Consider the following 20,526-nt stretch of genomic DNA (forward strand, 5'->3'; position numbering starts at 1 on the left):
CCTATACATTCCACTCCTCTCTGAAAACAATACCGGAGCTTACCGGTTTTAATTTTTGATTTCCTCCGAAATGCCGCCTTCACTTAAAACTGAAAGCGTATGCTTATCCGGCAATGTATGTCCATTCCCGCGGGAGCGGTAAGGGCAATGCTGCTTTGCAGCCTCCTGTTCTTTTCTGTAATTGATTCAATGGCGCAGTGCGTGCAAAAAATGCAGCCGGAAACCATTCCGAAAGGAACGATACCGGGTAATGCCATCCCCGGCAACAGCAACAACGATTTCATCAGAGGCCATCTGAAATATTTTCCGTCTGGTTACGATCCTGCAGCCAGCAAGAAATATCCCGTGATCATTTTTATTCCGGGTTATGGCGCACAGGGCAACGGGTCTGCTTCCGATCTGTGCAAGATCATTTCCGATATGGATTACGGCATCCCCTGGAATATAGAGCACAACCGTTTTCCGGAAACCGTTACCCATAATGGAGTGAACTACAAATTCATTGTGTTGTCTCCGCAGTACGACAGCTACAACGCACCCTGGCACTACAGTACGCAGCTCGATGCCTATATCACATGGATATTGAGCCAGTACAAAATAGATCCGGACAGAGTTTATCTCACCGGTGCAAGCGCAGGAGCCAGCATTGTAATGGATTATGTGAGCAGCAGCATTGCGCATGGGAGAAGAATTGCAGCAGCATCCTTCGGATCTGTTTGTTTTGATTATCAAACTTATCAGCCTAACGGCCCTGCAGTAGTTGCGGCAGCCGGTGTTCCTACATGGTTTGTTCATTGCACTACGGATGGGTCCTGCGGAGTATCTATTGCAGACAATTGGGTTAGTCAGATCAACTCCTATGCAGGAGCTGTTGCGCCGCGATACTCAAGGCTCGAACCCAAACCATGGGGTGTGCCCGATTCGGATTCGCTGTTGTATTGTCGCGGCTGGCAACATATGACCTGGCCTTCTTTGTATTCGCCATTGACCACTTCCAATGCACTCGACCCGAATTTTTTTCATTGGAATCTCCAGCACAGCAGAGCTGCTTCCTTACCTGTTCTTCTGAAAGATTTTACAGCAAAGCTCTCAGATGGTAAAGTGAAACTCCACTGGGTTACCACCACAGAGATCAATAACCAACAGTTCGTTATCGAAAGAGCAGGAGCCGATCAGCGGTTCAGCAGACTAAGCGCCGTTGCCGGAAAAGGCAACAGCAGTACAGAACAGGTGTATGAATTTGTTGATAATAAACCTCTGGGCAGGATCAGTTATTATCGACTGGTGCAGATAGATTATGATGGCAATCAGCAACAATACGATGCAAAGAGAATTCTGAATAATGGAGGAGAGAAGTCGCAGGTAGCGGTTTCATCGAATCCATTCACAACGGAGTTGAGTGCTTTTGTGACGGTTCATAAACCACAGCAGGTTATGTTTAGCGTTGTTGATATGAATGGAAAGCAGTGGGCAAGGATTACTGAACGCATCAGTGTTGGCACTGCGGAAATAAGATTGCCGGTGAGCAATCTGCCTCGTGGAGTGTATCTGCTGAAAGCGAGTGGCGATGGGATCTCTGCTGTTGTGAAGGTTATAAAAAATTAATACGGTCTTTATCGGGATTTGATTTTTCGCAAACGTCTCCGGCTTGAAAATTGCACAGGAGTTGCTTTCCGAATTCAATTCCCATTCACATGACCACCCTGTTCGTTCGCAGCAGCAAGTGCTATTGCCTTGTGCTGTCCGCCATTTTATTTTTAGTAAGCAGCAGTTCAAAACTCCTTGCTCAGGATGGATGTCCTGATCGCACTTTCCCTGTAATGAAGCAGAAGAAAGTAACGGTTACCATTCCCGGTACGGATGCAATCAAAGGTTATCTCGAGGCACTTCCTACCACATATGCATCACAGCCATCCAAACGATTTCCACTGATGATCTTCTTTCATGGCATCAACGAGGGCGGTGATGGAAGCAAAGAAAAATTATGTCTGCTGGTGAATCAATGGTGGTGGGCGCCACCTTCGTTGGTAGAACTCGGAAAATTTCCGCAGGCCACTCCCGATGTGAAGGGACAACCCACACAGTTTATTCTGATATCTGCACAGCTGGCTTATTTTGGAGATCCTTCGGCAGCTATCAATCCGCTGATCAATTATCTGCAAACAAAATACCGCATCGATCCATCACGAATTTATCTCACAGGATTGAGCGCCGGTGCCAATTACATCATGACCTATGCCGGCGCCAATGCCACCAACGCCAAACGCATTGCGGCCATTGCACCTGTGTCGCCATGCATGTACCTCAATGATCAGCAGGCAAAAGTTATTGCGGCATCGAACCTTGGCTTCTTCACCGTTCAATGCGGAACAGACGGAGCATGTGATGGTTCTACCGCATCCAAAAACGAAAAGCTGATCAATGCACAGCGCCCCACCAATAAGGCAGTATCCATTACGCTGCCGGTTCCCGGTTGGAACTGCAATTCTTTTACACACGATTCATGGGGAACCGCCTACGATACTACTTTCAAAACCAATGTGAATGGCCGAAGTGTAAATATGTACGAATACCTGCTCACTAATAATCGTAGCGGCGCGTTGCCTGTAGTGCTAAAGAATTTCACGGCAAACCTCAACAATGGAAAAGTGCAACTGAGATGGACTACTGCCACAGAACTCAATAACCAACAGTTCATCATTGAAAGAGCCGGCGCTGATCAGCGATTTTCCAAACTGGCAATCATTGCTGCGAATGGCAACAGCAGCACGGAGAAATTGTATGAGTACACAGATGAAAACCCATTGGACAACATTAGTTATTATCGTTTGGTACAGGTTGACTTCGATGGAAATCAGCAGCAGTTCGAGGCAAAAAGAATTGTGAATGCTAAAGCCGGTCAATCGCAGGTAACGGTTTCATCCAATCCGTTTACTACAGAACTGAGTGTTTATGTAACGGTGCCGGAAACGCAGCAGGTAACTTTGAGCATTGTTGATATGAGCGGAAAGCAATGGGCGCGGATTACCGATCGCGTGGGCGCAGGAACTTCTGAGGTTAGCTTGCCTGTGAGTGGATTGTCGCGCGGAGTGTATCTGCTGAAAGTGAGTGGTAGCAGTATTTCCAGAACATTGAAGATAGTCAGGAACTGAGTAAAAAAAATTACCAGTTTGGCCAGAAAATGCTTTCTCCTTCGATAAAGTTATCGATGAAGTTTTGCTGGAAACTGTCTTTCAATCCGGGCTGGGATTTCCGTTGGTCAACATACAAAGCTGCTTTTTGTACATCCGCTTTTTTAAAGTATAGCTGATTGTTTTCGAAGTCTTCGTAGAAGGAGGATGTCATGCCTTTGCGCTGGTATCCGATTTCCCGATAATAAAATACCGGTACTTTTTCATAGGCGATGGCATATAAAACAAGGGTGTAGGTAACAGGCTTTGCAAAAATATTATTAGTAGGACTGTAAGTTGTTTCCGACATAAATTTTTCTTCGGGAAGTAAGTTATTAGCTGCTTCAATTCTTCTTATCTCATCGGAAAGTTGAGCGGGACTGCCAATAAGATGCAGGGACTTGTCCTCTTCGGGGAAGTATGACTCGTATAAGGTTTTGTCTTTTGCGTTCTTAAAAATGTAAAAGTGAAAGAAACTCGACGTCTCAATTTTGTAATTGACCAAATGTTGATGTCTCTGCAGAAATTCTGGGTTATGTTCAAAGTCTGATGAATACAAGTAGCTTAATTCATCATCTGTTTTTTCGCATAGCCTGATATGACTTAGATCGAGCCCCATCTTTTCTTAATTATTTATTTTGTGCGATGTAGAGTTGCAGGAGTGTTGATTTATTTTCTCAGCGAGCGAACAAACGCTGCAACAACTTCTTTGTAAGCGTTCATATCATCACTGATAGTATTGTAGTTGAAACGCGATGCAGCGTCTAATGCCAACATCAGATTGAATTGCATTTGGCTAAAAGTAAGAGCCAATTGCTGTTGTTGCAGATGTGTAGCCAGATACTCCTGTTCGGCCTGCCCAGGCGTGGGTATCAGTATGCTTTTTTTATTTGTCTTCAGCAGATCCATTACAGTAGTATATCCTGCCCGGCTAATCACCATGTCGGCTTCGCAGACCAGTTTGTTGAGTTCAGCTGCAGGTACATGATTGAAAATGGTAACATGCGAAAGATTTTGGGCAGCCTGCAATTGAGCAGTTTTTCCCGAAAAATGCTCAGGCAGTGCGCGTACCAGCGTAACCTGTCCTGTAAATGCATGGAGTTGTTGCAACAGTAATTCTTCAAATATTGTCCGCTGCGGTTCTGGGCCCGAAAGGATAATCAGCAGGTTGTTAATCTCCTTGCTTGCGCTAAGGGTATTGCATTTCTCAAACCTCGATATTCCTCCGATGTACTTCACGGGTACGGCAGGCATTTGTTTCGGTGCAGATAATTTTCCGGAGATCGTGTATCCTTTGTTGTTATCGGGCACCCACACTTCCGTAAAGTGCTTAATCAGCGAGTAATTCTTTTTTTGAGCCCGAATGTTGGCCCATGTTCCTAGCCCTGTCTGTACTGCCAATTGATGCGTAATGAAAATACATGGTACGTCCTTCGTGTGCAAACCGAAACGGTTATCCGAAATCACTGCGTGTATGTTACGCAACTTCAACTGTTGCCGGAGCCAACGGTTTTCTTTTTTCACCCGTATCATCAATTTGGGCAGCTGCCAGATAATCCTACCGATGGTTAACCACCGGCGTTTTGCGTAACGCATGCCATAACCAGGCAGATCAAGATAGGTTTGCGAAGGAAATTCTGCTTCGAGAAGGCTTTTTTGCTGCTCGTTGCAGGCAATAATTACATCACATCCTTCATGTATAAGTTGTTGGATTACAGGGATGCAGCGCGTGGTGTGGCCTAATCCCCAGTCCAATGGGGATAATAAAACTAAAGGTTTTTCTGTAGAGCTGTTAAATTTAGGATGAACAGTCAATTTCAAATAATAAATTGTACGTAAAATAGTTTAATTTAGTAAAGACGCCATATGTTCTATAGTGTGAAAAGACCAATATTGTTTTTGCTCGTTGTAATCAGTCTTGTTGCTGTCAGTTGCAGTGCCGGAAGTAAAATGGGTGGATCATCCAAGAAATGCGGCTGCGGCTTGAACAGGGGTTTTGTAGGCTATTAAAATCCTGATTAGAAAATGAAAATGCCCAACCGCGATTTGCTTGTCCTGGTGAAAGACAATCACCTGAGTGAAAAAGCTATGGAGAACGAATTGGAACAGCTTAACCAGCTACTGCTTCATTTTGAGACTTTCGAGAATTTCTGCATTGCGCATGAGGTTTTTGATATGAACAAATTCAAGCGGCTGAGGGATGTAAAGCTGATGCGGAAACTGGTGAACCAGAAAGAAATCGAACCTTTTGTATTTATATGTAATATGAACTGATTTTTTACACGTCAACCTGAATACCCATAATAACAAAGCGGGTGTATCATTCACTGATACACCCGCTTTTATTTTGATGATGAAAATGTTTGATTACGATAACTGAGCCAGCGCATCGCGCAGCTGACCAATCATTGCCGGGATCTCTTCTACCTTGCAGGTACCTACGCTCAGGCGATACCAGGTCGAAGTTTTTTCCGCACCGAATGCATAGAAAGGAACAACGGCCAGTTTGGCTGCACTGAGCAGATAAGCGGTTACATCGCTTTGCTTCTCCAATACAGTACCATCGGCTGTTTTCTTTCCTTTCAGATCGAACTTGATGGTGAGGTAGATGGCTGCCTGCGGCGCTATGGCGTCAACAGCAAAACCTTCATTTTTCAGTTCGCTGAGGCCAGCGTAGATGCCGCGGAGACGGGCTTCCAGCGCAGCTTTGAACTGAGTGAGGTATTCATCGATCGCATCATGCTGATAGAGGAACTTCGCAACGGCTTTCTGTTCTGCCATTGGAGCCCATCCACCAATATGGCTGAGGATGGCTTTCATTTTGTCGATCACTGTTTTCGGTCCCATCGCCCAACCCACACGAACACCTGTTGCAGCAAATACCTTGCTGATGGCGTCGATGAAGATGGTATACTGCTGCATTTCAGGACGCAGGCTTACCGGGTTATGGTGACGGATCTCGCCATAAGTAAGGTGCCAGTACATCTGATCGAACATCACAAACAGCTTCTTCTCGTTCTCACCACGGCTGGCATTTTCTTCGAGTATCAGATCGCAGATCGCTCCGAGCTCCTTCTCGGTGAAGGTTGTTCCCGTTGGGTTCTGCGGTGAGCAGAGCGCCAGCAGGGTTGCACCTTTGATAAGCGGCCGAAGCTGCTCAACGGTAGGCATGAAATTATTTTCGGGAGTAGCTTCCACCAATACGTGTTCAGCTTCCACGAAATGCGCATAGTGATTGTTATTCCAGGAGGGAACGGCATACACCACCTTATCACCTTTATCTACGATAGCCCTGAACAGAGAGTAGATCAGCGGCCTTCCACCGGCAGCGATCAGGATCTCGGCATGAGAGTAGTGAAGCTGCTCTCTTTCTTTGATGAAAGCAGCCACTGCTTCGCGCAGGTCCAGGTTACCTTCGGCAGCGGGATAGTTGGTAAAATGATTGCGGTATGCATCGATGATCTCCTCCTGCAGTCTGGCAGGGATGGGGAAGATGGACGGGTCGAAATCACCTACAGTAAAATTGTAGATCTTTTCGCCCTGGCGAATTTTTTCTTTGATCTCGCCTCCTAATTTCACGATCTCTGACCCGATCAGGGTTTCCGAAAGATGACTCAGTTTCATGCTGCAAAAATAAAGAATCCCTCCGATGCTTCACGGTTAAAAATTAACGATCGTTAGTCAAGCGGCAGGAAACAACGAAATCCGGCAGATAAATGCTAATTGTACTTCTTCAGAATCTGCTCCACATTCCCGTCGAATGTAGTGGCAGTATCGCTCTGCGGCTTGCCGAAGAAATACGTTTCATACTCGTTCCGGTACACGCCACTTGCCTGTTTCTTTGCAAATTCTTCTTTATTGAAACCTACTTTCAGTGCATAACCTGCCGCAAAAACACCCAATGCTATGTAAACTGCCAGATAAATTCTGCTCAGCCATTTCAGCCAGGTCCAGCGATTGAAAGGCGTTCGCAGCAAAACTGCCACCAGCAATGGCAATACCGGCACCCAGAATCGTGGATCGTAATACGGCCAGTTGAGAATGATGAATGAATAGAAAAGGAGATACATTTTTATATAGAATGGAACCTGACTGCTTTTGGCAAACAGCGCATAAAGTATCCAAAGCAATGTGCCTGCTCCCAGCGCAACAAACAATGCCATGCCTGCAGCAGGCGGCAGGTGCTCCAGCAATTTACCCGAAGGAAGATTCACCAGCACTTCGCCCAGCTCTCTCAGATGGTTTTGAAGGTTCACTCCAATGAATGATCCCAGACCGCCACCCAGCCGCTCGTTCAGCAGACCGGTATAGTCGCTGATCTTCAGTTGCTTTGCAAAGAAAAAGAGCACCACCAGCGCCACCAGCATCACAACGATGCATACAATTATCAGCAGCTTATTCTTTTTGATGATCCTTCCGATCTCCTGCCTGTGCTGATACAGTACGCCCAGCACCAGCGCCGGCAACAACGAAACGCCTACTGTACGCGTAAGCACGGTGAGGATGCTGAACACAAATGCAAGTGCCAGCCAGCCGTAACTTTTTTTCTGTGTGTAAAGATGAAAGCAATACAGTGAGGTGCAGGAGAAAAAGATATACTGCATTTCGGAGAGCGGGTGCGCTGCGAATTTGATGATCGTCCAGTTGAAAAGCACTATTACAAATAACATGAACGGATGCACCAGGCCTCTGAAGATCTTCTGCACAAAATACAATCCTGTAAAAAGGAAGAGGCAGTTTACAAATGCAATGAAGAAGGCATTCAATATGCCGAGCTTCGATAAAGTGATCAGCAGGGCTGTATAACCATAAGGCAGATAATCGGTAGCTGCAATCGAATCAGGGGGACACCCGAACTCGATGCAGTCCTTGATATTGAAATACCGCACAGAATCGAAGTGAATGTGCAGAGGAGTAAAGCAATTGGCCAGAAAGGCCAGGGCCATGGCCGCAAACAGCAGCCTGAACAGGTTGTTGACTGAATTGGGAAGCGGTGGCAATTGGCTTTGCATATGAAAAAGGGTTTAAGGTTATCTACGGGCTGCTGCGATCACAGACAGGCCTATACGCCGGAAGCTGATGATATCGAGCAGCCTGAATACAGGTACAAGGGCATCAAAGATTTTTAACTGTCCTCCCGGAATGATCTTTTTGCGAAGGAGGCTTCCATTGAACCACCAGCCGGCAATACCGGCAAGATTGAAATATTTTGTATGTGTTACTTCCATTTGTTCTGAGCTGAGCAGGGCCGACAATGAACGGGCAGAATATCTTCTGAAATGTCCCAGCTCAGTATCGAAACTGTTGAACAATCCCTGCCACGCGGGTACCAGCACTATCAGCACTCCGCCAGGCCTAAGCAGCTGTTTGCAATGCTCTATCGCCAGCTGATGATTGCGGATATGCTCCACTACATTTATTGCTACAACAGTATCGAACTGGCCGATGAGGCCGGCGTGATGTTGTTCGAACTGCTGATCTGCCAGACCGAGATGCACCACCTGCTGCAGATTGGGATGCTGTCCAAATCGTTGCTGAAGCAGCTGGCAATACTCTTCGCGAAGGTCGGTAGCAGTGAGCTGAAACCCTTTGTCGAGAAACAGTGTGCTGAGATTACCGATTCCGCTGCCAACCTCAAGCACCCGTCCTTTACAATAAGGTGCAATGCTGTTGAAGAGCCACTGGTTGAACCGGTGTGCCTGCTGAAACTGTTCCAGTGTTTCCAATCCGGCAGGATCAGTCTGTTGCAGATCGTCGATTCCCGTCATCGGGAGAAAATATTATATTTCAGGATGCAATAGATAGCACGGAATCCATCCTTCCAGCCGATCTTCTTTCCCTCTGCATAGGTTCTTCCGTAATATGAAATGCCTACTTCATAAATGCGGATATCTTTCACGCGCGCGATCTTGGCGGTTACTTCGGGCTCAAAACCAAAGCGGAATTCTTTCAGCTTGATGTCCTGAATAATTGAAGTACGGAACATTTTATAGCAGGTCTCCATATCAGTAAGGTTCAGGTTAGTGAACATATTGCTGAGTCTGGTAAGGAATTTGTTACCGATAGAGTGCCAGAAAAATAAAATGCGGTGCGGATTACCGCCCATAAAACGTGATCCGAAAACCACATCGGCATTATCGCGGAGGATGGGTTTGATCAATACATTGTATTCTTCAGGATCATATTCGAGATCGGCATCCTGTATCAAAGTGTATTCGCCGGTGGCATGTGCAATGCCGGTATGAAGCGCTGCTCCCTTGCCCTTGTTCACTTCGTGTTTGATATACCTGATATTCTGCCCGGGATGAGCAGCGATATATTGCTGAATGGCTTCTTCTGTATTGTCTTTGGAACAATCATTGACAATTATCAGTTCTTTTTCGATATTGTTCAGCATCTGAACTTCCGCGATCCGGTCTAAGATAAGGTGAATGGTGGGGCCTTCATTGTATGCTGGAATTACAATTGAAAGTTTTTTGAATGAATTCATTTAGGCTGATGTTGTTGGTTTTGAGAGTAAAGTACAAGTATGCTGACGAATCTGTCGTCTATGGTTATCGGTAGTCTATCGGAAAGGGATATCAGAAACATAGTTCCTGCGTGGCATATTGAAGATGGTGACGGGAGTTCAGAGGAATTGAATAGAGCCAGGGGTATCAATTGGGCCATAAAAATAGTAAAGATTTTCTTATATCATAATTCTCTATCTTTATTGACGTCTAAACGCTAAATCGACTAAATCATGAAAAAATTGGTTTTATCCGCTGCATTGCTTGCAGCATCAGGCCTTGTACTGACTGCATTCAAGAAATCAGCTCCGGAAACTTCAGTAGCCCCCACTCCGGCTTATGCTACCAAATGGGTGCTGGATAAATCGCATTCAAATATCCGCTTTACTGTTACCCATATGGTGGTATCCGAAGTGGAAGGATCTTTCAAAACATTCGATGGAACATTCGACGCCTCAAAACCCGATTTCTCCGATGCGAAGATCGGCTTCACCATCGATGTGAACTCCATCAACACCGATAACGAAGGAAGAGACAAACACCTGAAGGGAGACGATTTCTTCAATGCTGCGCAATTCCCGCAAATCAAATTTGAAAGCACTGCCTTCAAACCCGTGGGCGGCAACAAATACAAACTGGAAGGGAATCTTACTGTTCGTGATATTACCAAACCCGTTGTATTCGACGTAACCTATGGCGGAACCGCTGCCAGCAGCCGTGGAGCCAAAGCAGGTTTCAAAGCCAAAACCACGATCGACCGTTTTGCATTCGGCCTCAAATGGAACCGTATGACAGAAGCCGGCGGCCTCGCAGTAGGCAAAGACGTGGAAGTAACCGTGAACATCGAACTGAACGAAGCCAAACAACAATAAGTAAGGCATTCGCCAAAATAAAAAAAGGGAGGGCGCATTCACCTGCATCCTCCCTTTTTTATGCGGTATCTTCGCAAGCGGTTAACAAACGAGCCATTTATTTTTTAATATATTAGAGCCAGTTTCACTTCGATACCATGAAAAAATTGTTGATTCATTCACTGTTCACCCTTATCGCCACAACTGCGCTTGCGCAGCAGGGTTACAATATTCAGCTCACCCTCAAGCCTTATAAGAACCAGCAGGTTTACCTGGGATATTATTACGGAAAATTGAAAGCCATTTCCGATTCCGTTACCCTCGACGCCAACAGCAACGGCATTTTCAAAGGCAATACCAAACTACCCGGAGGCATTTATTTTATCGTATCTCCTTCCAAACAGATATTATTCGAATTGCTGCTCGATAAAGAACAGCAGTTCGCCATCGAAGCCGATTCTGCCAATCTCCCTGCCAGCGTGGTTTTCAAAGGATCGAAAGACAATACGCTTTTTCAGAACTACACCCGCTTCGCCAACACAACAGGCCAGGCCATCGGAGCCGCCAATGCAGCAGTAGCTAACCCCAGCACCAAAAAAGAAGCAGAAGCTCAGCTGAAGAAGCTCGGAGAATCCATGCAGCACTACCGCGACAGCATTGTGGAGAAACAACCTGAATCACTGCTCGCTGCATTGCTGCAGGCCATGAAAGAACCCACTATTCCGCCCGCAGCCAAACATCCCGGCGGAAAATACGATTCTAATTTTGCCTACCGGTATTTCAAAGATCATTACTGGGATGGCGTTGAGTTCAACGACGACCGGTTGGTACGCACTCCCTTCTTTGAAAGCAAACTCGAAAAATATTTCAACAACCTCGTTCCGCCACAACCCGATTCTATCTGGAACGAAGTGGATTACATGCTCCTCTATTCCCGCTCCGGAAAAGAGATGTACAAGTTTCTGATGGTGCATTTTGTTCAGCAATACGTAAATCCGAAATACATGGGGCAGGATGCGGTGTTCGTTAAGATCTTCGAGAAATACATCAGCACCGGCGAAGCAGAATTCTTCACCAAAGAATACAAAGACTTCATCACCAAACGCGCCTACAGCCTCATGGCCAATCAGATCGGACAGCAGGGCGCGAATATGAAACTGGTTGATACAGCAGGCAAGGCCGCCAACCTCTACGATGTAAAAGCCGAAATGATAGTGCTCTGCTTCTGGGACCCTACCTGCAGCCATTGTAAAGAAGTTGTTCCCAAAGTAGATTCCATCTTCCAGGCCAAATGGAAAGCACAGGGCGTGAAAGTGTACGGTGTAATGGTAGATGGTGGAAAAGAAAACTGGACGAAGTACATACGCGACAACAATCTCAAAGACTGGCTGCACGTTTATCAACTGCCGGCACAGCTGGAAGCAGAACAGAAAGCAGGTCAGGCCAACTATCGTCAACTGTACGATGTGTATCAGACCCCCATGCTTTATCTGCTCGACAAAGACAAGCGCATTATCGCCAAAAAGCTGGACTATCTCCAGCTGAACGAGATCATCGATTTAAAACTCAAGAAATAAATTCCAACTGATCAAATGAAACCTTCACCGAAAGTTTGGGCAACAGCAGCCCTGCTCGCAGCCTGCACATCTTCCGGCATATCGCAGACCATCTTTACCTACGGCACAAAGCCGGTAAGCAAGGGAGAGTTTCTGAAGGCTTACAATAAGAACAATGCTGCGGATAAGCCCACAGACAAATCTTATCGCGACTACCTCGATCTCTATACGCGTTTCAAAATAAAAGTGCAGGCCGCTTACGACCTGAAGCTCGATACGCTTCCGGAGCAACGGGCCGAACTCACCGGCTTTCGCAGTCAGGTAGTGGACAACTACATGAACGACGATGCCAGTGTAAATCAGCTGGTGTCAGAAGCTGCAGCCCGCTCGCGTAAAGACATTCATGTAGCGCATATTTTTCTGCCGCTTTCACAAACAGCCCTGCCGTCGGAAATTGCTTCAACAGAAGTGAAGCTCCGCGCCATTCAGGCAAGATTGCAGAAGGGGGATGATTTTTCTCAGCTGGCCCTGGAGCTTTCCAGCGACCCTTCGGTATTGGTGAACAAAGGGGATATCGGATACATCACGGCATTTGTATTGCCATACGATATGGAAACAGCCGTCTACAATACTGCTCCCGGAAAAGTATCTGCACCGGTTCGGTCAGCTATCGGGTATCATCTTTTCAAAAATATTGGCACAAGGCCTGCCATTGGTAAAGTGAGTGTGGCGCAGATACTCGTAGGCTTTCCGCAGGATGCCACCGATGAGCAAAAGGCAGCTGACAGAAAACTCGCAGACTCTGTATACCGCGCATTGAAAAACGGAGCCGACTTCAAAGAGATGGTATCGAAATTCAGTACAGACAATACCACTTATCAGGCCGGAGGCGAGATCATGGAATTCGGTGTAGGCCGCTACTCGCCTGCATTTGAGCAGGCTGCATTTGCGCTGAAGGAAGATGGTGAACTGAGTGAGCCAATAGAAACAGAATACGGCATTCACATTCTGAAGCGTTTGAAACGCAATCCGGTTCCCGCAGATGCAACAGACAAAACATATTTAGAAACATTGCGTCAGCAGGTTTTGCAAAGTGATCGCATGTCGTTTGCCAAAACCATTTTCTACAACAGGATCAAAAAAGATATTCAGTACAAAAAAGCTGCTTATCCCGAACAATCGGTGCTGGCCATTGCAGACAGTCTGCTGCAACATAAAAACACTCCCGGACTGAAACCTGTAAGCGATAAAACAACGCTCTTTACTTTCGGAGCAAAAGCTTATCGCGTGAGCGACTGGACGCAATACCTGCACTCGATGATGCGCCTCGAAAACATGCGCCATCTTCCTGCACAGCAGCTGTTCGATAACTTCCTTGAACGTTCTGCCTTCGATTACTACAGAGACAATCTCGAAAAATACAATCCGGAATTTGCCTATCAGCTGCATGAATTCAAAGAAGGCAATCTGCTTTTTGAAGTGATGCAAAGAAAAATCTGGGGCGTTGCAAATGAAGACTCTGCTGCACTCAAACGCTATTACGAAGCCAACAAAAACAAATACTGGTGGGAAGCCAGCGCTGATGCAGTGATTTTTACTGCGGCAAATGAAGCAGCGGCAGAAACTCTCAGAAGCAAGCTGGAGGCCAATCCTGTGCAATGGAAATCACTGGCAGACAACAGTGCCGGTACGGTGCAGGCAGACTCCGGAAGATTTGAACTCGGACAGATCCCTGTATTTGAACGCACCAATTTTACAGACGGATTAATAACAGCGAAGGTGAAAAATGAGAACGATAATACAGTAAGCTTCACTTACATCATAAAAGTATATCGCGATAGAAATCCACGAAACTTCAATGATGCCAGAGGATTTGTTGTGAACGACTATCAGACACTACTCGAAAATAACTGGATCAAAGAACTGCAGAAAAAGTATCCCGTAAAAGTGAACAATGAAGTTGTGAAAACACTTTCGAAATAAATTCAGTTAGATCGATCAATAAAAAACTGCACTCAAAACGGGGTGCAGTTTTTTTATTGACATATGTATGCAACTGCAAGTTGATTTTCATTATCACTTCATTTTATGAGTGCAGATTTGTTCCAGAAGAATGTTAAAGTTTGGTTGGCAGAAGTGATGAATTCTTGTTGAAATTCAACCCCGATGCGGGTTGTGCTTGCTTCATCGGGGCCATTTGTGGCAGTTTGTGTACAGATTTTAATCTCTTTTTTAGATTTTGATTAAGTTAAAGCATCGCAGTTGGCACAGTTTTGTTTAGAATAAATCCGTAATCAAAAAATAGCGTATGAAACGATTGTTCATTATTGTAGCTGCCTGTTCGTTAAGTGCAGCAGCTATGGCACAACAGAAGAGCAGAGTATTTGTAAAGGGAGGTTTAAACATCGCAAATGTTACAAAAAACAGCAACGGAGATTTGAATGATGCCAATTCTCTCGCTAGTTTTCATGCAGGTGTAATGGCTGATCTTCCTATTGGCGATTACTTCGCAATTCAACCAGCATTATTATTTACTGGTAAAGGATCGAAAATTCAGAGTGGTAATACTTCAGACAACAACTATTACAAAGCCACTACCAATCCTATGTACATTGAGTTACCAGTGAATGCGGTTTTCAAAATTCCGCTTGAATCCAAATCCAGCTTCTTTGTAGGTGGTGGTCCATACATCGCAATGGGCGTTGCCGGTAACAGAAAAATAGAAGGAAAGATTGCGGGTGTATCATTCAGCCGTAAGGATAAGATTGAATTCAGCAACGACGATCCTACAACATTCAACAAAGAAGAAGGCGCCGGCCTTGGCATCATGCGTCGCTTCGATGCAGGTCTCAATGCAACTGCTGGTCTGATGCTCGACAGATTTCTTGTTCAGGTGAATTACGGATTCGGACTTACCAAACTTCAGTCAGGAGCCGATAACGACGATAACAAGAACAAACACAGAGTACTTAGCCTTTCTGTAGGTATTGGCTTATAGTACAAGTCCTGCGAAAAAAAGAAATGCTCAAAAACAAAGCGCATCTGCAGTGAATGGCAGATGCGCTTTTATATTTTGGTGTAAGCAGATTGTTACAGGATCTGCTTTACGCAATTGTAAATCACTTTCGGCTTGCCGAGTGTGTAGTAGTGCAAAACGGGAACCCCGGCGGCTTTCAGCTCTTTCGACTGTTGAAGCATCCATTCGGTTCCTACCTGCTCCACTTCCACGTCGGATTTGCATTTGCTGATCTCGTTGCTGAATTCGGTAGGAATATCAACATTGAATGTGCGCGGAATTACAGTAAGCTGTTTCTTGGTGGTGATAGGCTTCAGTCCCGGAATGATGGGGATAGTGATGCCGGCATCGCGGCAGCTCTTCACAAAATCGAAATATTTCTGATTGTCGAAGAACATCTGTGTAACAACATATTCAGCGCCTGAATCTACTTTGGCTTTGAGGTAAGCCATATCGGTCTGAAGATTGGGTGCTTCGAAATGTTTTTCAGGATAGCCAGCCACACCGATACAGAAATTAGTACGGAAACCATCACGGATATCTTCTTCGAGATAAATGCCGTTATTGAGGTGCATCACCTGTTTCAGCAGATCGAGTGCATAGCGGTTGCCGCCTGTTTCCGGTTCGAATACGGTTTCGTTTTTAGCAGCATCTCCACGAAGCACCAGCACATTGTCTACCCCAATGAAATTGAGATCGATCAGTGCATCTTCTGTTTCGCGTTTATTGAAGCCTCCGCAGATCAGGTGAGGAACTGCATCGACCTTGTAGTGATTCATGATAGCAGCACAGATACCTACGGTACCCGGACGCTTACGAACTTCCACTTTGTCGAAAGTGCCATCGGCCTTCTTTTTGAACACATGCTCACTGCGATGGTAGGTAACATTGATGTAGGCGGGCTTGAATTCCATCAACGGATCCAGATGATCATAGATCGAATTGATGGTCTTGCCTTTCAGAGGAGGTAAGATCTCGAAAGATATGAGCGTATCCTTCGCCTGGTTAATATGGTCTATTACTTTCATGAGTGGTGAATTGGCTTGCAAACATATGTAAGGAAATTCGGATAGCAAACTGCTGTTAAATTCCGGGATTATAAAGGTAATATCAACAGGATTGGTATTTTTGTGCAAATACTGAAACACTTGATCAGCGAAATCCACACCAGAGAGCTTGTAAAAACGTACCGGAACCGTACCGTAGTGAACCGTGCATCTGTACAGGTGAACCAGGGCGAGATTGTAGGGCTGCTTGGGCCCAACGGAGCAGGAAAAACCACCACTTTCTACATGGTAGTGGGTTTGATCAAGCCCGATGAAGGCCAGGTATTCCTCGATAATGAAGATATTACCAAGCTGCCCATGTACAAAAGAGCGCAGTTGGGGATCGGTTATCTCCCGCAGGAAGCCTCTGTATTCCGCAAGCTCAGTGTGGAAGACAATATCAAGTCGGTGCTCGAAATGACCCGCCTCACCAAAGCAGAGCAGAAAGTAAAGCTCGAAGCCCTGCTCGATGAGTTTCGCCTCCACCACGTTCGCAAGAACAATGGAGATTCCCTCTCCGGTGGCGAAAGAAGAAGAACGGAGATCGCCAGAGCCCTGGCCGTGGATCCCAAATTTATTCTCCTCGATGAGCCCTTCGCCGGTGTAGACCCAATTGCCGTGGAAGACATTCAGGGGGTAGTGGCCCGTCTGAAATATAAAAATATCGGCATCCTCATCACCGATCACAATGTAAACGAAACCCTCAGTATCTGCGACCGTGCTTACCTGCTGATCGATGGTAAGATCTTCAAACATGGCACAGCCGAAGAACTGGCCGAAGACGAACAGGTTCGCAGGCTCTATCTCGGCAGAAACTTTGAACTGAAACGCAAAGACTATCTGCACGAAGAAGCGCTCAGATCTGTGGTTGGCCGCAACGAGGAATAGTGATTCTTTCCATGCAATTGCTGTAAATTCTTTATTTTGCCGGTGGTGAAATTATTGTCTCCTGCTATATCATCATTGGCCCGTATGAGACTGTGGCGTATCGATGGATGGAAAACCCATCCGCAGGATGCTCAGCGCGAAGTGCTGCAAGACCTCGTTACTGCTGCACAATACACCGAGTTCGGCAAGAAGTACAATTTCTCCACGTTATTCAACATCCGGGCTTTCAAGCAAACGGTTCCCATTCATGAGTATGAGGATATGAAACCTTATATCCAGCGCATCATGGAAGGAGAGCAGAACCTGCTCTGGAACACACCTATCACCTGGTTTGCGAAAAGCAGTGGCACTACGTCGGACAAAAGCAAATTCATTCCGGTTAGTGAAGAAAGTCTCGAAGACTGCCATTACAAAGCAGCCAAGGATGTACTCACCATGTACTATCATTTCAATCCCGAATCGGACCTGCTGACAGGCAAAGGACTGGTATTGGGAGGAAGCCATACCATCAATCCACTCAATCAGGAAGCGCAATACGGAGACCTGAGCGCTGTGTTGTTGCAGAATTCTCCTTTCTGGGGCAACTGGCTGCGCACACCCGATCTCAGCATTGCCCTGATGGATGAATGGGAGAGCAAGATCGAGCTGCTTGCACAAAGCACCATCCGCGAGAATGTAACTTCCATTTCCGGCGTTCCTACCTGGACGCTCGTGTTGTTGCGTCGCATTCTGGAACTCACCGGAAAGAAATCCATCGCCGAAGTATGGCCCAATCTTGAACTCTACATGCATGGAGGCGTTTCGTTCACGCCCTATCGCGAGCAGTTCAATAAACTGATAGGCAAGCCCATCAACTACCTCGAAATGTACAATGCCAGCGAAGGATTCTTTGCTGCGCAGGATATTCCGGGCGAAGAAGGCATGCTGCTGTTTGTAGACCATGGCATCTTCATGGAGTTTATGCCGGTGGAAGAATATGGCAAGCCCAATCCACATACCATCGGCCTGAGCGAAGTGCAGTTGGGTAAGAACTATGCACTCGTGATCAGCACCAATGGCGGGCTCTGGCGATACCTGCTGGGCGATACCATTCAATTCACTTCACTCGAACCATACCGCATCAAAGTAAGCGGAAGGCTGAAACATTTCATGAATGCATTCGGCGAAGAAGTAATAGTAGACAATACCGATAAGGCCATCGTAGCCGCATCAGCAGCCACCGGCGCCATCGTGAACGATTACACTGCAGCGCCTGTATATTTCAGCGAAGGCAGCAATGGCGCACATGAGTGGCTGATAGAATTTGAAAAAGAACCAGCCGACTTCGCGGCGTTTGTGCGTGAGCTCGATGCCGCACTCAAAACGCTCAACAGCGATTACGAAGCCAAACGCCACAAAGACATTGCCCTTCGCATGCCCATAGTGCATTCACTGCAGAAAGGCGTTTTCAACGAATGGCTGAAAAGCCGCGGCAAGCTGGGAGGGCAACACAAAGTACCCCGCCTGAGCAACGAGCGCAAACACCTCGAAGACATCAAAGAAATGGCGGGCATCGCCTGATCATCCTACTGCATTAACTTCTCCCGGATCACCGATAAGAACCAACCTCCGGCAAAATCGCCGAAAACTGCATCGGCGCTTAGCCTTTGGCCGAAAGCACACAATAATTAATTCTGGCCCGTATTGCATAAATTCATTTTATTTGTGCTCGTTTTATAAAAATTCAACCAACCATGAAATTACTCGACAACAAGGTTGCCATTGTAACCGGAGCGGCCCGCGGAATCGGTGAAGCGATTGCTGTAAAACTGGCCGAGCATGGAGCGCATATCGCTTTCACTTACGTGAGCGACAGCAGTGCAGACAAGGCAGCTGCCCTGGAACAAAAACTGGTATCACTGGGCGTAAAAGCCAAAGCCTATAAAAGCAATGCTGCAGATTTTGCTGCCAGCGAAACTTTTGTAAACGATGTACTGAAAGAGTTCGGCAATATCGACGTTTGCGTAAACAATGCAGGCATCTCCAAAGACAATCTGCTGCTTCGCATGAGTCAGGAGCAATGGGATGATGTAATGAACGTGAACCTGAAGAGTGTGTTCAACATGACCAAACAGGTGATCCGCCCGATGATGAAAGCCAAAAAAGGAAGCATCATCAACATGAGCTCAATAATCGGTATCCGCGGAAACGCAGGCCAGAGCAGCTATGCAGCGAGCAAGGCAGGCATCATCGGATTTACCAAATCCATCGCGCATGAGCTCGGCAGCAGAAATATCCGCTGTAATGCTATCGCTCCCGGTTTCATCGAAACCGATATGACGCACTATCTGCAGGATGGTGACGCCAGCAAAACCTTCCTCGAAAAAATTCCTTTAGGACGTTTCGGACAGGGAGAAGAAATCGCCAACACTACGCTGTTCCTCGCTTCTGATATGAGCAGCTACGTTACCGGTCAGGTGCTGAGTGTTTGTGGTGGATTGAACATCTAAGATTTTTCCGGCATGCCGGATGAAAATATGAAGAGGTCGTTTCGCAAGAGACGACCTTTTACTTTGCGTACATTCTATTGCGATGAGACATAAAAAAAGCCCGGCAGAGACTTCTGCCGGACCTCTGTAGCTCTGATGATGCTGCTACAAGCGATGGTTACGCATTTTCATCTACGTATCATCACCCAAAATAGTTGTGTAAACATCCATTATTTTTTTGCCTTGAACTGCTGAATGGCATTTCTTGTAAAGCTGCTCAACACCAGTTCTCCGCTGATCTTTGCACGATCGATGAGTAAAGTATCCCAGTTCTCGGTCCCTTTCCACAATACTTTCTTCAGCTCAGACATTGCCTGAGGGCTGGAGTGCGAAAGCGTATTCGCAAGGCGGGCAATGGACTCGTCCATGTCTGTATGCGAAGCGTGCACTTCTGCAAACAGTCCTTTTCTCCTTGCCCAGTCTGCATTGCGCCACATGGTGGCATCGATGGCCAGATGTCCGAATGCAGCCGTTCCTACCTTTCTTTCAACTGCAGGGCCTACCACAAATGGTCCGATACCAACAGCCAGCTCACTGAGTTTCACATCAGCGCCTTCCACAGCAATGGCATAGTCTGCAGCAGCTGCAATGCCTACACCGCCACCCACACATTTGCCGTGGATACGTGCGATGATGAACTGCGGACATTTTCTCATGGCATTGATCACATGCGCAAAGCCACTGAAGAATTCCAGTCCCTGCTCTTTGGTTTGTATCGATACCAGTTCGTCGAAAGATGCACCGGCGCAGAAGGCTTTCTCTCCTCCGGAGCGGATCACAATCACTTTGGTATCCGGCTCATTGCCTGCGCCATGGATGGTATGTGCCAGCTCCTCGAGCAGTTTACCGGGAAGTGAATTGCTCTGGGGATGAAAGAATTCGATGGTGGTAATTCCATTATGCGTTTCGGCCTTTACGTGCCCCTGTTGAATTTCCTTGATCATAGTGTAATGTTTTATGAA

The 20,526-nt window shown here is 46.4% G+C and carries 18 protein-coding genes; 10 read left to right on the forward strand and 8 right to left on the reverse strand.

Annotated elements, in window-relative coordinates; all coding sequences use genetic code 11:
* The first annotated feature begins 117 nt into the window (after positions 1-117).
* Entirely contained in the window at positions 118-1,605 is a 1,488-nt protein-coding gene (locus HHL16_RS04655; protein WP_169423970.1) for a T9SS type A sorting domain-containing protein, read from the forward strand.
* Positions 1,606-1,694: 89 nt separating this feature from the next.
* Positions 1,695-3,152, forward strand: coding sequence for a T9SS type A sorting domain-containing protein (locus tag HHL16_RS04660; protein ID WP_169423971.1), 1,458 nt, complete (start codon positions 1,695-1,697; stop codon positions 3,150-3,152).
* A 10-nt stretch (positions 3,153-3,162) separates the two neighbouring features.
* On the opposite strand, the gene HHL16_RS04665 is transcribed toward HHL16_RS04660, so the two are convergent.
* Both HHL16_RS04665 and HHL16_RS04670 read right to left on the reverse strand, forming a co-directional pair.
* Complete coding sequence (locus HHL16_RS04665) at positions 3,163-3,789, reverse strand: hypothetical protein (protein ID WP_169423972.1); 627 nt, start codon at positions 3,787-3,789, stop codon at positions 3,163-3,165.
* Positions 3,790-3,839: 50 nt separating this feature from the next.
* A complete protein-coding gene (locus HHL16_RS04670; RefSeq protein ID WP_169423973.1) occupies positions 3,840-4,571 on the reverse strand; it encodes a glycosyltransferase in 732 nt (243 codons plus the stop codon).
* Between the two features lie 624 nt (positions 4,572-5,195).
* Between HHL16_RS04670 and HHL16_RS04675 the strand changes: the two genes are divergently transcribed.
* The gene (locus tag HHL16_RS04675; protein WP_169423974.1) at positions 5,196-5,444 is read left to right on the forward strand and encodes a hypothetical protein; all 249 of its coding nucleotides are present in this window, start codon (positions 5,196-5,198) and stop codon (positions 5,442-5,444) included.
* A gap of 93 nt (positions 5,445-5,537) precedes the next feature.
* On the opposite strand, the gene HHL16_RS04680 is transcribed toward HHL16_RS04675, so the two are convergent.
* The 4 genes from HHL16_RS04680 to HHL16_RS04695 all read right to left on the reverse strand — a co-directional run bounded on the left by HHL16_RS04680 (position 5,538) and on the right by HHL16_RS04695 (position 9,660).
* Complete coding sequence (locus tag HHL16_RS04680; protein WP_169423975.1) at positions 5,538-6,794, reverse strand: aminotransferase class I/II-fold pyridoxal phosphate-dependent enzyme; 1,257 nt, start codon at positions 6,792-6,794, stop codon at positions 5,538-5,540.
* Between the two features lie 95 nt (positions 6,795-6,889).
* Positions 6,890-8,182 (reverse strand): hypothetical protein, encoded by a 1,293-nt coding sequence (locus HHL16_RS04685; RefSeq protein ID WP_169423976.1) that lies wholly within the window; start codon positions 8,180-8,182, stop codon positions 6,890-6,892.
* A gap of 18 nt (positions 8,183-8,200) precedes the next feature.
* On the reverse strand, positions 8,201-8,938 hold the full coding sequence (locus HHL16_RS04690) for a class I SAM-dependent methyltransferase (RefSeq protein WP_169423977.1): 738 nt from the start codon (positions 8,936-8,938) through the stop codon (positions 8,201-8,203).
* Entirely contained in the window at positions 8,935-9,660 is a 726-nt protein-coding gene (locus HHL16_RS04695; protein ID WP_169423978.1) for a glycosyltransferase family 2 protein, read from the reverse strand. The genes HHL16_RS04690 and HHL16_RS04695 overlap by 4 nt, the downstream gene beginning before the upstream one ends.
* Positions 9,661-9,912: 252 nt before the next feature.
* Here HHL16_RS04695 and HHL16_RS04700 point away from each other — a divergent pair, with 252 nt between their 5' ends.
* From HHL16_RS04700 to HHL16_RS04715, 4 genes are all read left to right on the forward strand, one after another.
* Positions 9,913-10,551 carry a YceI family protein gene (locus tag HHL16_RS04700; protein ID WP_169423979.1) on the forward strand — a complete coding sequence of 213 codons (639 nt, stop codon included), beginning with the start codon at positions 9,913-9,915 and terminating at the stop codon, positions 10,549-10,551.
* Between the two features lie 137 nt (positions 10,552-10,688).
* Positions 10,689-12,107 carry a thioredoxin-like domain-containing protein gene (locus HHL16_RS04705; protein ID WP_169423980.1) on the forward strand — a complete coding sequence of 473 codons (1,419 nt, stop codon included), beginning with the start codon at positions 10,689-10,691 and terminating at the stop codon, positions 12,105-12,107.
* 15 nt (positions 12,108-12,122) lie between these two features.
* Positions 12,123-14,069, forward strand: a complete 1,947-nt coding sequence (locus HHL16_RS04710; protein ID WP_169423981.1) for a peptidylprolyl isomerase — start codon at positions 12,123-12,125, stop codon at positions 14,067-14,069.
* A gap of 325 nt (positions 14,070-14,394) precedes the next feature.
* Positions 14,395-15,084 (forward strand): porin family protein, encoded by a 690-nt coding sequence (locus tag HHL16_RS04715; protein WP_169423982.1) that lies wholly within the window; start codon positions 14,395-14,397, stop codon positions 15,082-15,084.
* A gap of 92 nt (positions 15,085-15,176) precedes the next feature.
* Here HHL16_RS04715 and HHL16_RS04720 read toward each other — a convergent pair whose 3' ends face one another.
* Entirely contained in the window at positions 15,177-16,130 is a 954-nt protein-coding gene (locus HHL16_RS04720) for a methylenetetrahydrofolate reductase (protein WP_169423983.1), read from the reverse strand.
* Between the two features lie 120 nt (positions 16,131-16,250).
* Between HHL16_RS04720 and lptB the strand changes: the two genes are divergently transcribed.
* The 3 genes from lptB to fabG all read left to right on the forward strand — a co-directional run bounded on the left by lptB (position 16,251) and on the right by fabG (position 19,525).
* Complete coding sequence (lptB, locus tag HHL16_RS04725; RefSeq protein ID WP_169423984.1) at positions 16,251-17,036, forward strand: LPS export ABC transporter ATP-binding protein; 786 nt, start codon at positions 16,251-16,253, stop codon at positions 17,034-17,036.
* An 84-nt stretch (positions 17,037-17,120) separates the two neighbouring features.
* Positions 17,121-18,596, forward strand: a complete 1,476-nt coding sequence (locus tag HHL16_RS04730; RefSeq protein WP_169423985.1) for a GH3 auxin-responsive promoter family protein — start codon at positions 17,121-17,123, stop codon at positions 18,594-18,596.
* Between the two features lie 173 nt (positions 18,597-18,769).
* Positions 18,770-19,525, forward strand: a complete 756-nt coding sequence (fabG, locus tag HHL16_RS04735; protein WP_169423986.1) for a 3-oxoacyl-[acyl-carrier-protein] reductase — start codon at positions 18,770-18,772, stop codon at positions 19,523-19,525.
* A gap of 209 nt (positions 19,526-19,734) precedes the next feature.
* Here fabG and HHL16_RS04740 read toward each other — a convergent pair whose 3' ends face one another.
* On the reverse strand, positions 19,735-20,508 hold the full coding sequence (locus tag HHL16_RS04740; RefSeq protein WP_169423987.1) for an enoyl-CoA hydratase/isomerase family protein: 774 nt from the start codon (positions 20,506-20,508) through the stop codon (positions 19,735-19,737).
* Positions 20,509-20,526: the final 18 nt, after the last annotated feature.

The organism is Pseudoflavitalea sp. G-6-1-2, assembly GCF_012927185.1.
Classification (GTDB): Bacteria; Bacteroidota; Bacteroidia; order Chitinophagales; family Chitinophagaceae; genus Pseudobacter.

What these genes read in the sequence shown, in the direction of transcription:
- HHL16_RS04655 (WP_169423970.1), top strand. Translation starts at nt 118, where the DNA reads ATGTCCATTCCCGCGGGAGCGGTAAGGGCAATGCTGCTTTGCAGCCTC.
- HHL16_RS04660 (WP_169423971.1), top strand. Translation starts at nt 1,695, where the DNA reads ATGACCACCCTGTTCGTTCGCAGCAGCAAGTGCTATTGCCTTGTGCTG.
- HHL16_RS04665 (WP_169423972.1), bottom strand. Translation starts at nt 3,789, where the DNA reads ATGGGGCTCGATCTAAGTCATATCAGGCTATGCGAAAAAACAGATGAT.
- HHL16_RS04675 (WP_169423974.1), top strand. Translation starts at nt 5,196, where the DNA reads ATGAAAATGCCCAACCGCGATTTGCTTGTCCTGGTGAAAGACAATCAC.
- HHL16_RS04680 (WP_169423975.1), bottom strand. Translation starts at nt 6,794, where the DNA reads ATGAAACTGAGTCATCTTTCGGAAACCCTGATCGGGTCAGAGATCGTG.
- HHL16_RS04685 (WP_169423976.1), bottom strand. Translation starts at nt 8,182, where the DNA reads ATGCAAAGCCAATTGCCACCGCTTCCCAATTCAGTCAACAACCTGTTC.
- HHL16_RS04690 (WP_169423977.1), bottom strand. Translation starts at nt 8,938, where the DNA reads ATGACGGGAATCGACGATCTGCAACAGACTGATCCTGCCGGATTGGAA.
- HHL16_RS04695 (WP_169423978.1), bottom strand. Translation starts at nt 9,660, where the DNA reads ATGAATTCATTCAAAAAACTTTCAATTGTAATTCCAGCATACAATGAA.
- HHL16_RS04700 (WP_169423979.1), top strand. Translation starts at nt 9,913, where the DNA reads ATGAAAAAATTGGTTTTATCCGCTGCATTGCTTGCAGCATCAGGCCTT.
- HHL16_RS04705 (WP_169423980.1), top strand. Translation starts at nt 10,689, where the DNA reads ATGAAAAAATTGTTGATTCATTCACTGTTCACCCTTATCGCCACAACT.
- HHL16_RS04710 (WP_169423981.1), top strand. Translation starts at nt 12,123, where the DNA reads ATGAAACCTTCACCGAAAGTTTGGGCAACAGCAGCCCTGCTCGCAGCC.
- HHL16_RS04715 (WP_169423982.1), top strand. Translation starts at nt 14,395, where the DNA reads ATGAAACGATTGTTCATTATTGTAGCTGCCTGTTCGTTAAGTGCAGCA.
- HHL16_RS04720 (WP_169423983.1), bottom strand. Translation starts at nt 16,130, where the DNA reads ATGAAAGTAATAGACCATATTAACCAGGCGAAGGATACGCTCATATCT.
- HHL16_RS04730 (WP_169423985.1), top strand. Translation starts at nt 17,121, where the DNA reads ATGAGACTGTGGCGTATCGATGGATGGAAAACCCATCCGCAGGATGCT.
- fabG (WP_169423986.1), top strand. Translation starts at nt 18,770, where the DNA reads ATGAAATTACTCGACAACAAGGTTGCCATTGTAACCGGAGCGGCCCGC.
- HHL16_RS04740 (WP_169423987.1), bottom strand. Translation starts at nt 20,508, where the DNA reads ATGATCAAGGAAATTCAACAGGGGCACGTAAAGGCCGAAACGCATAAT.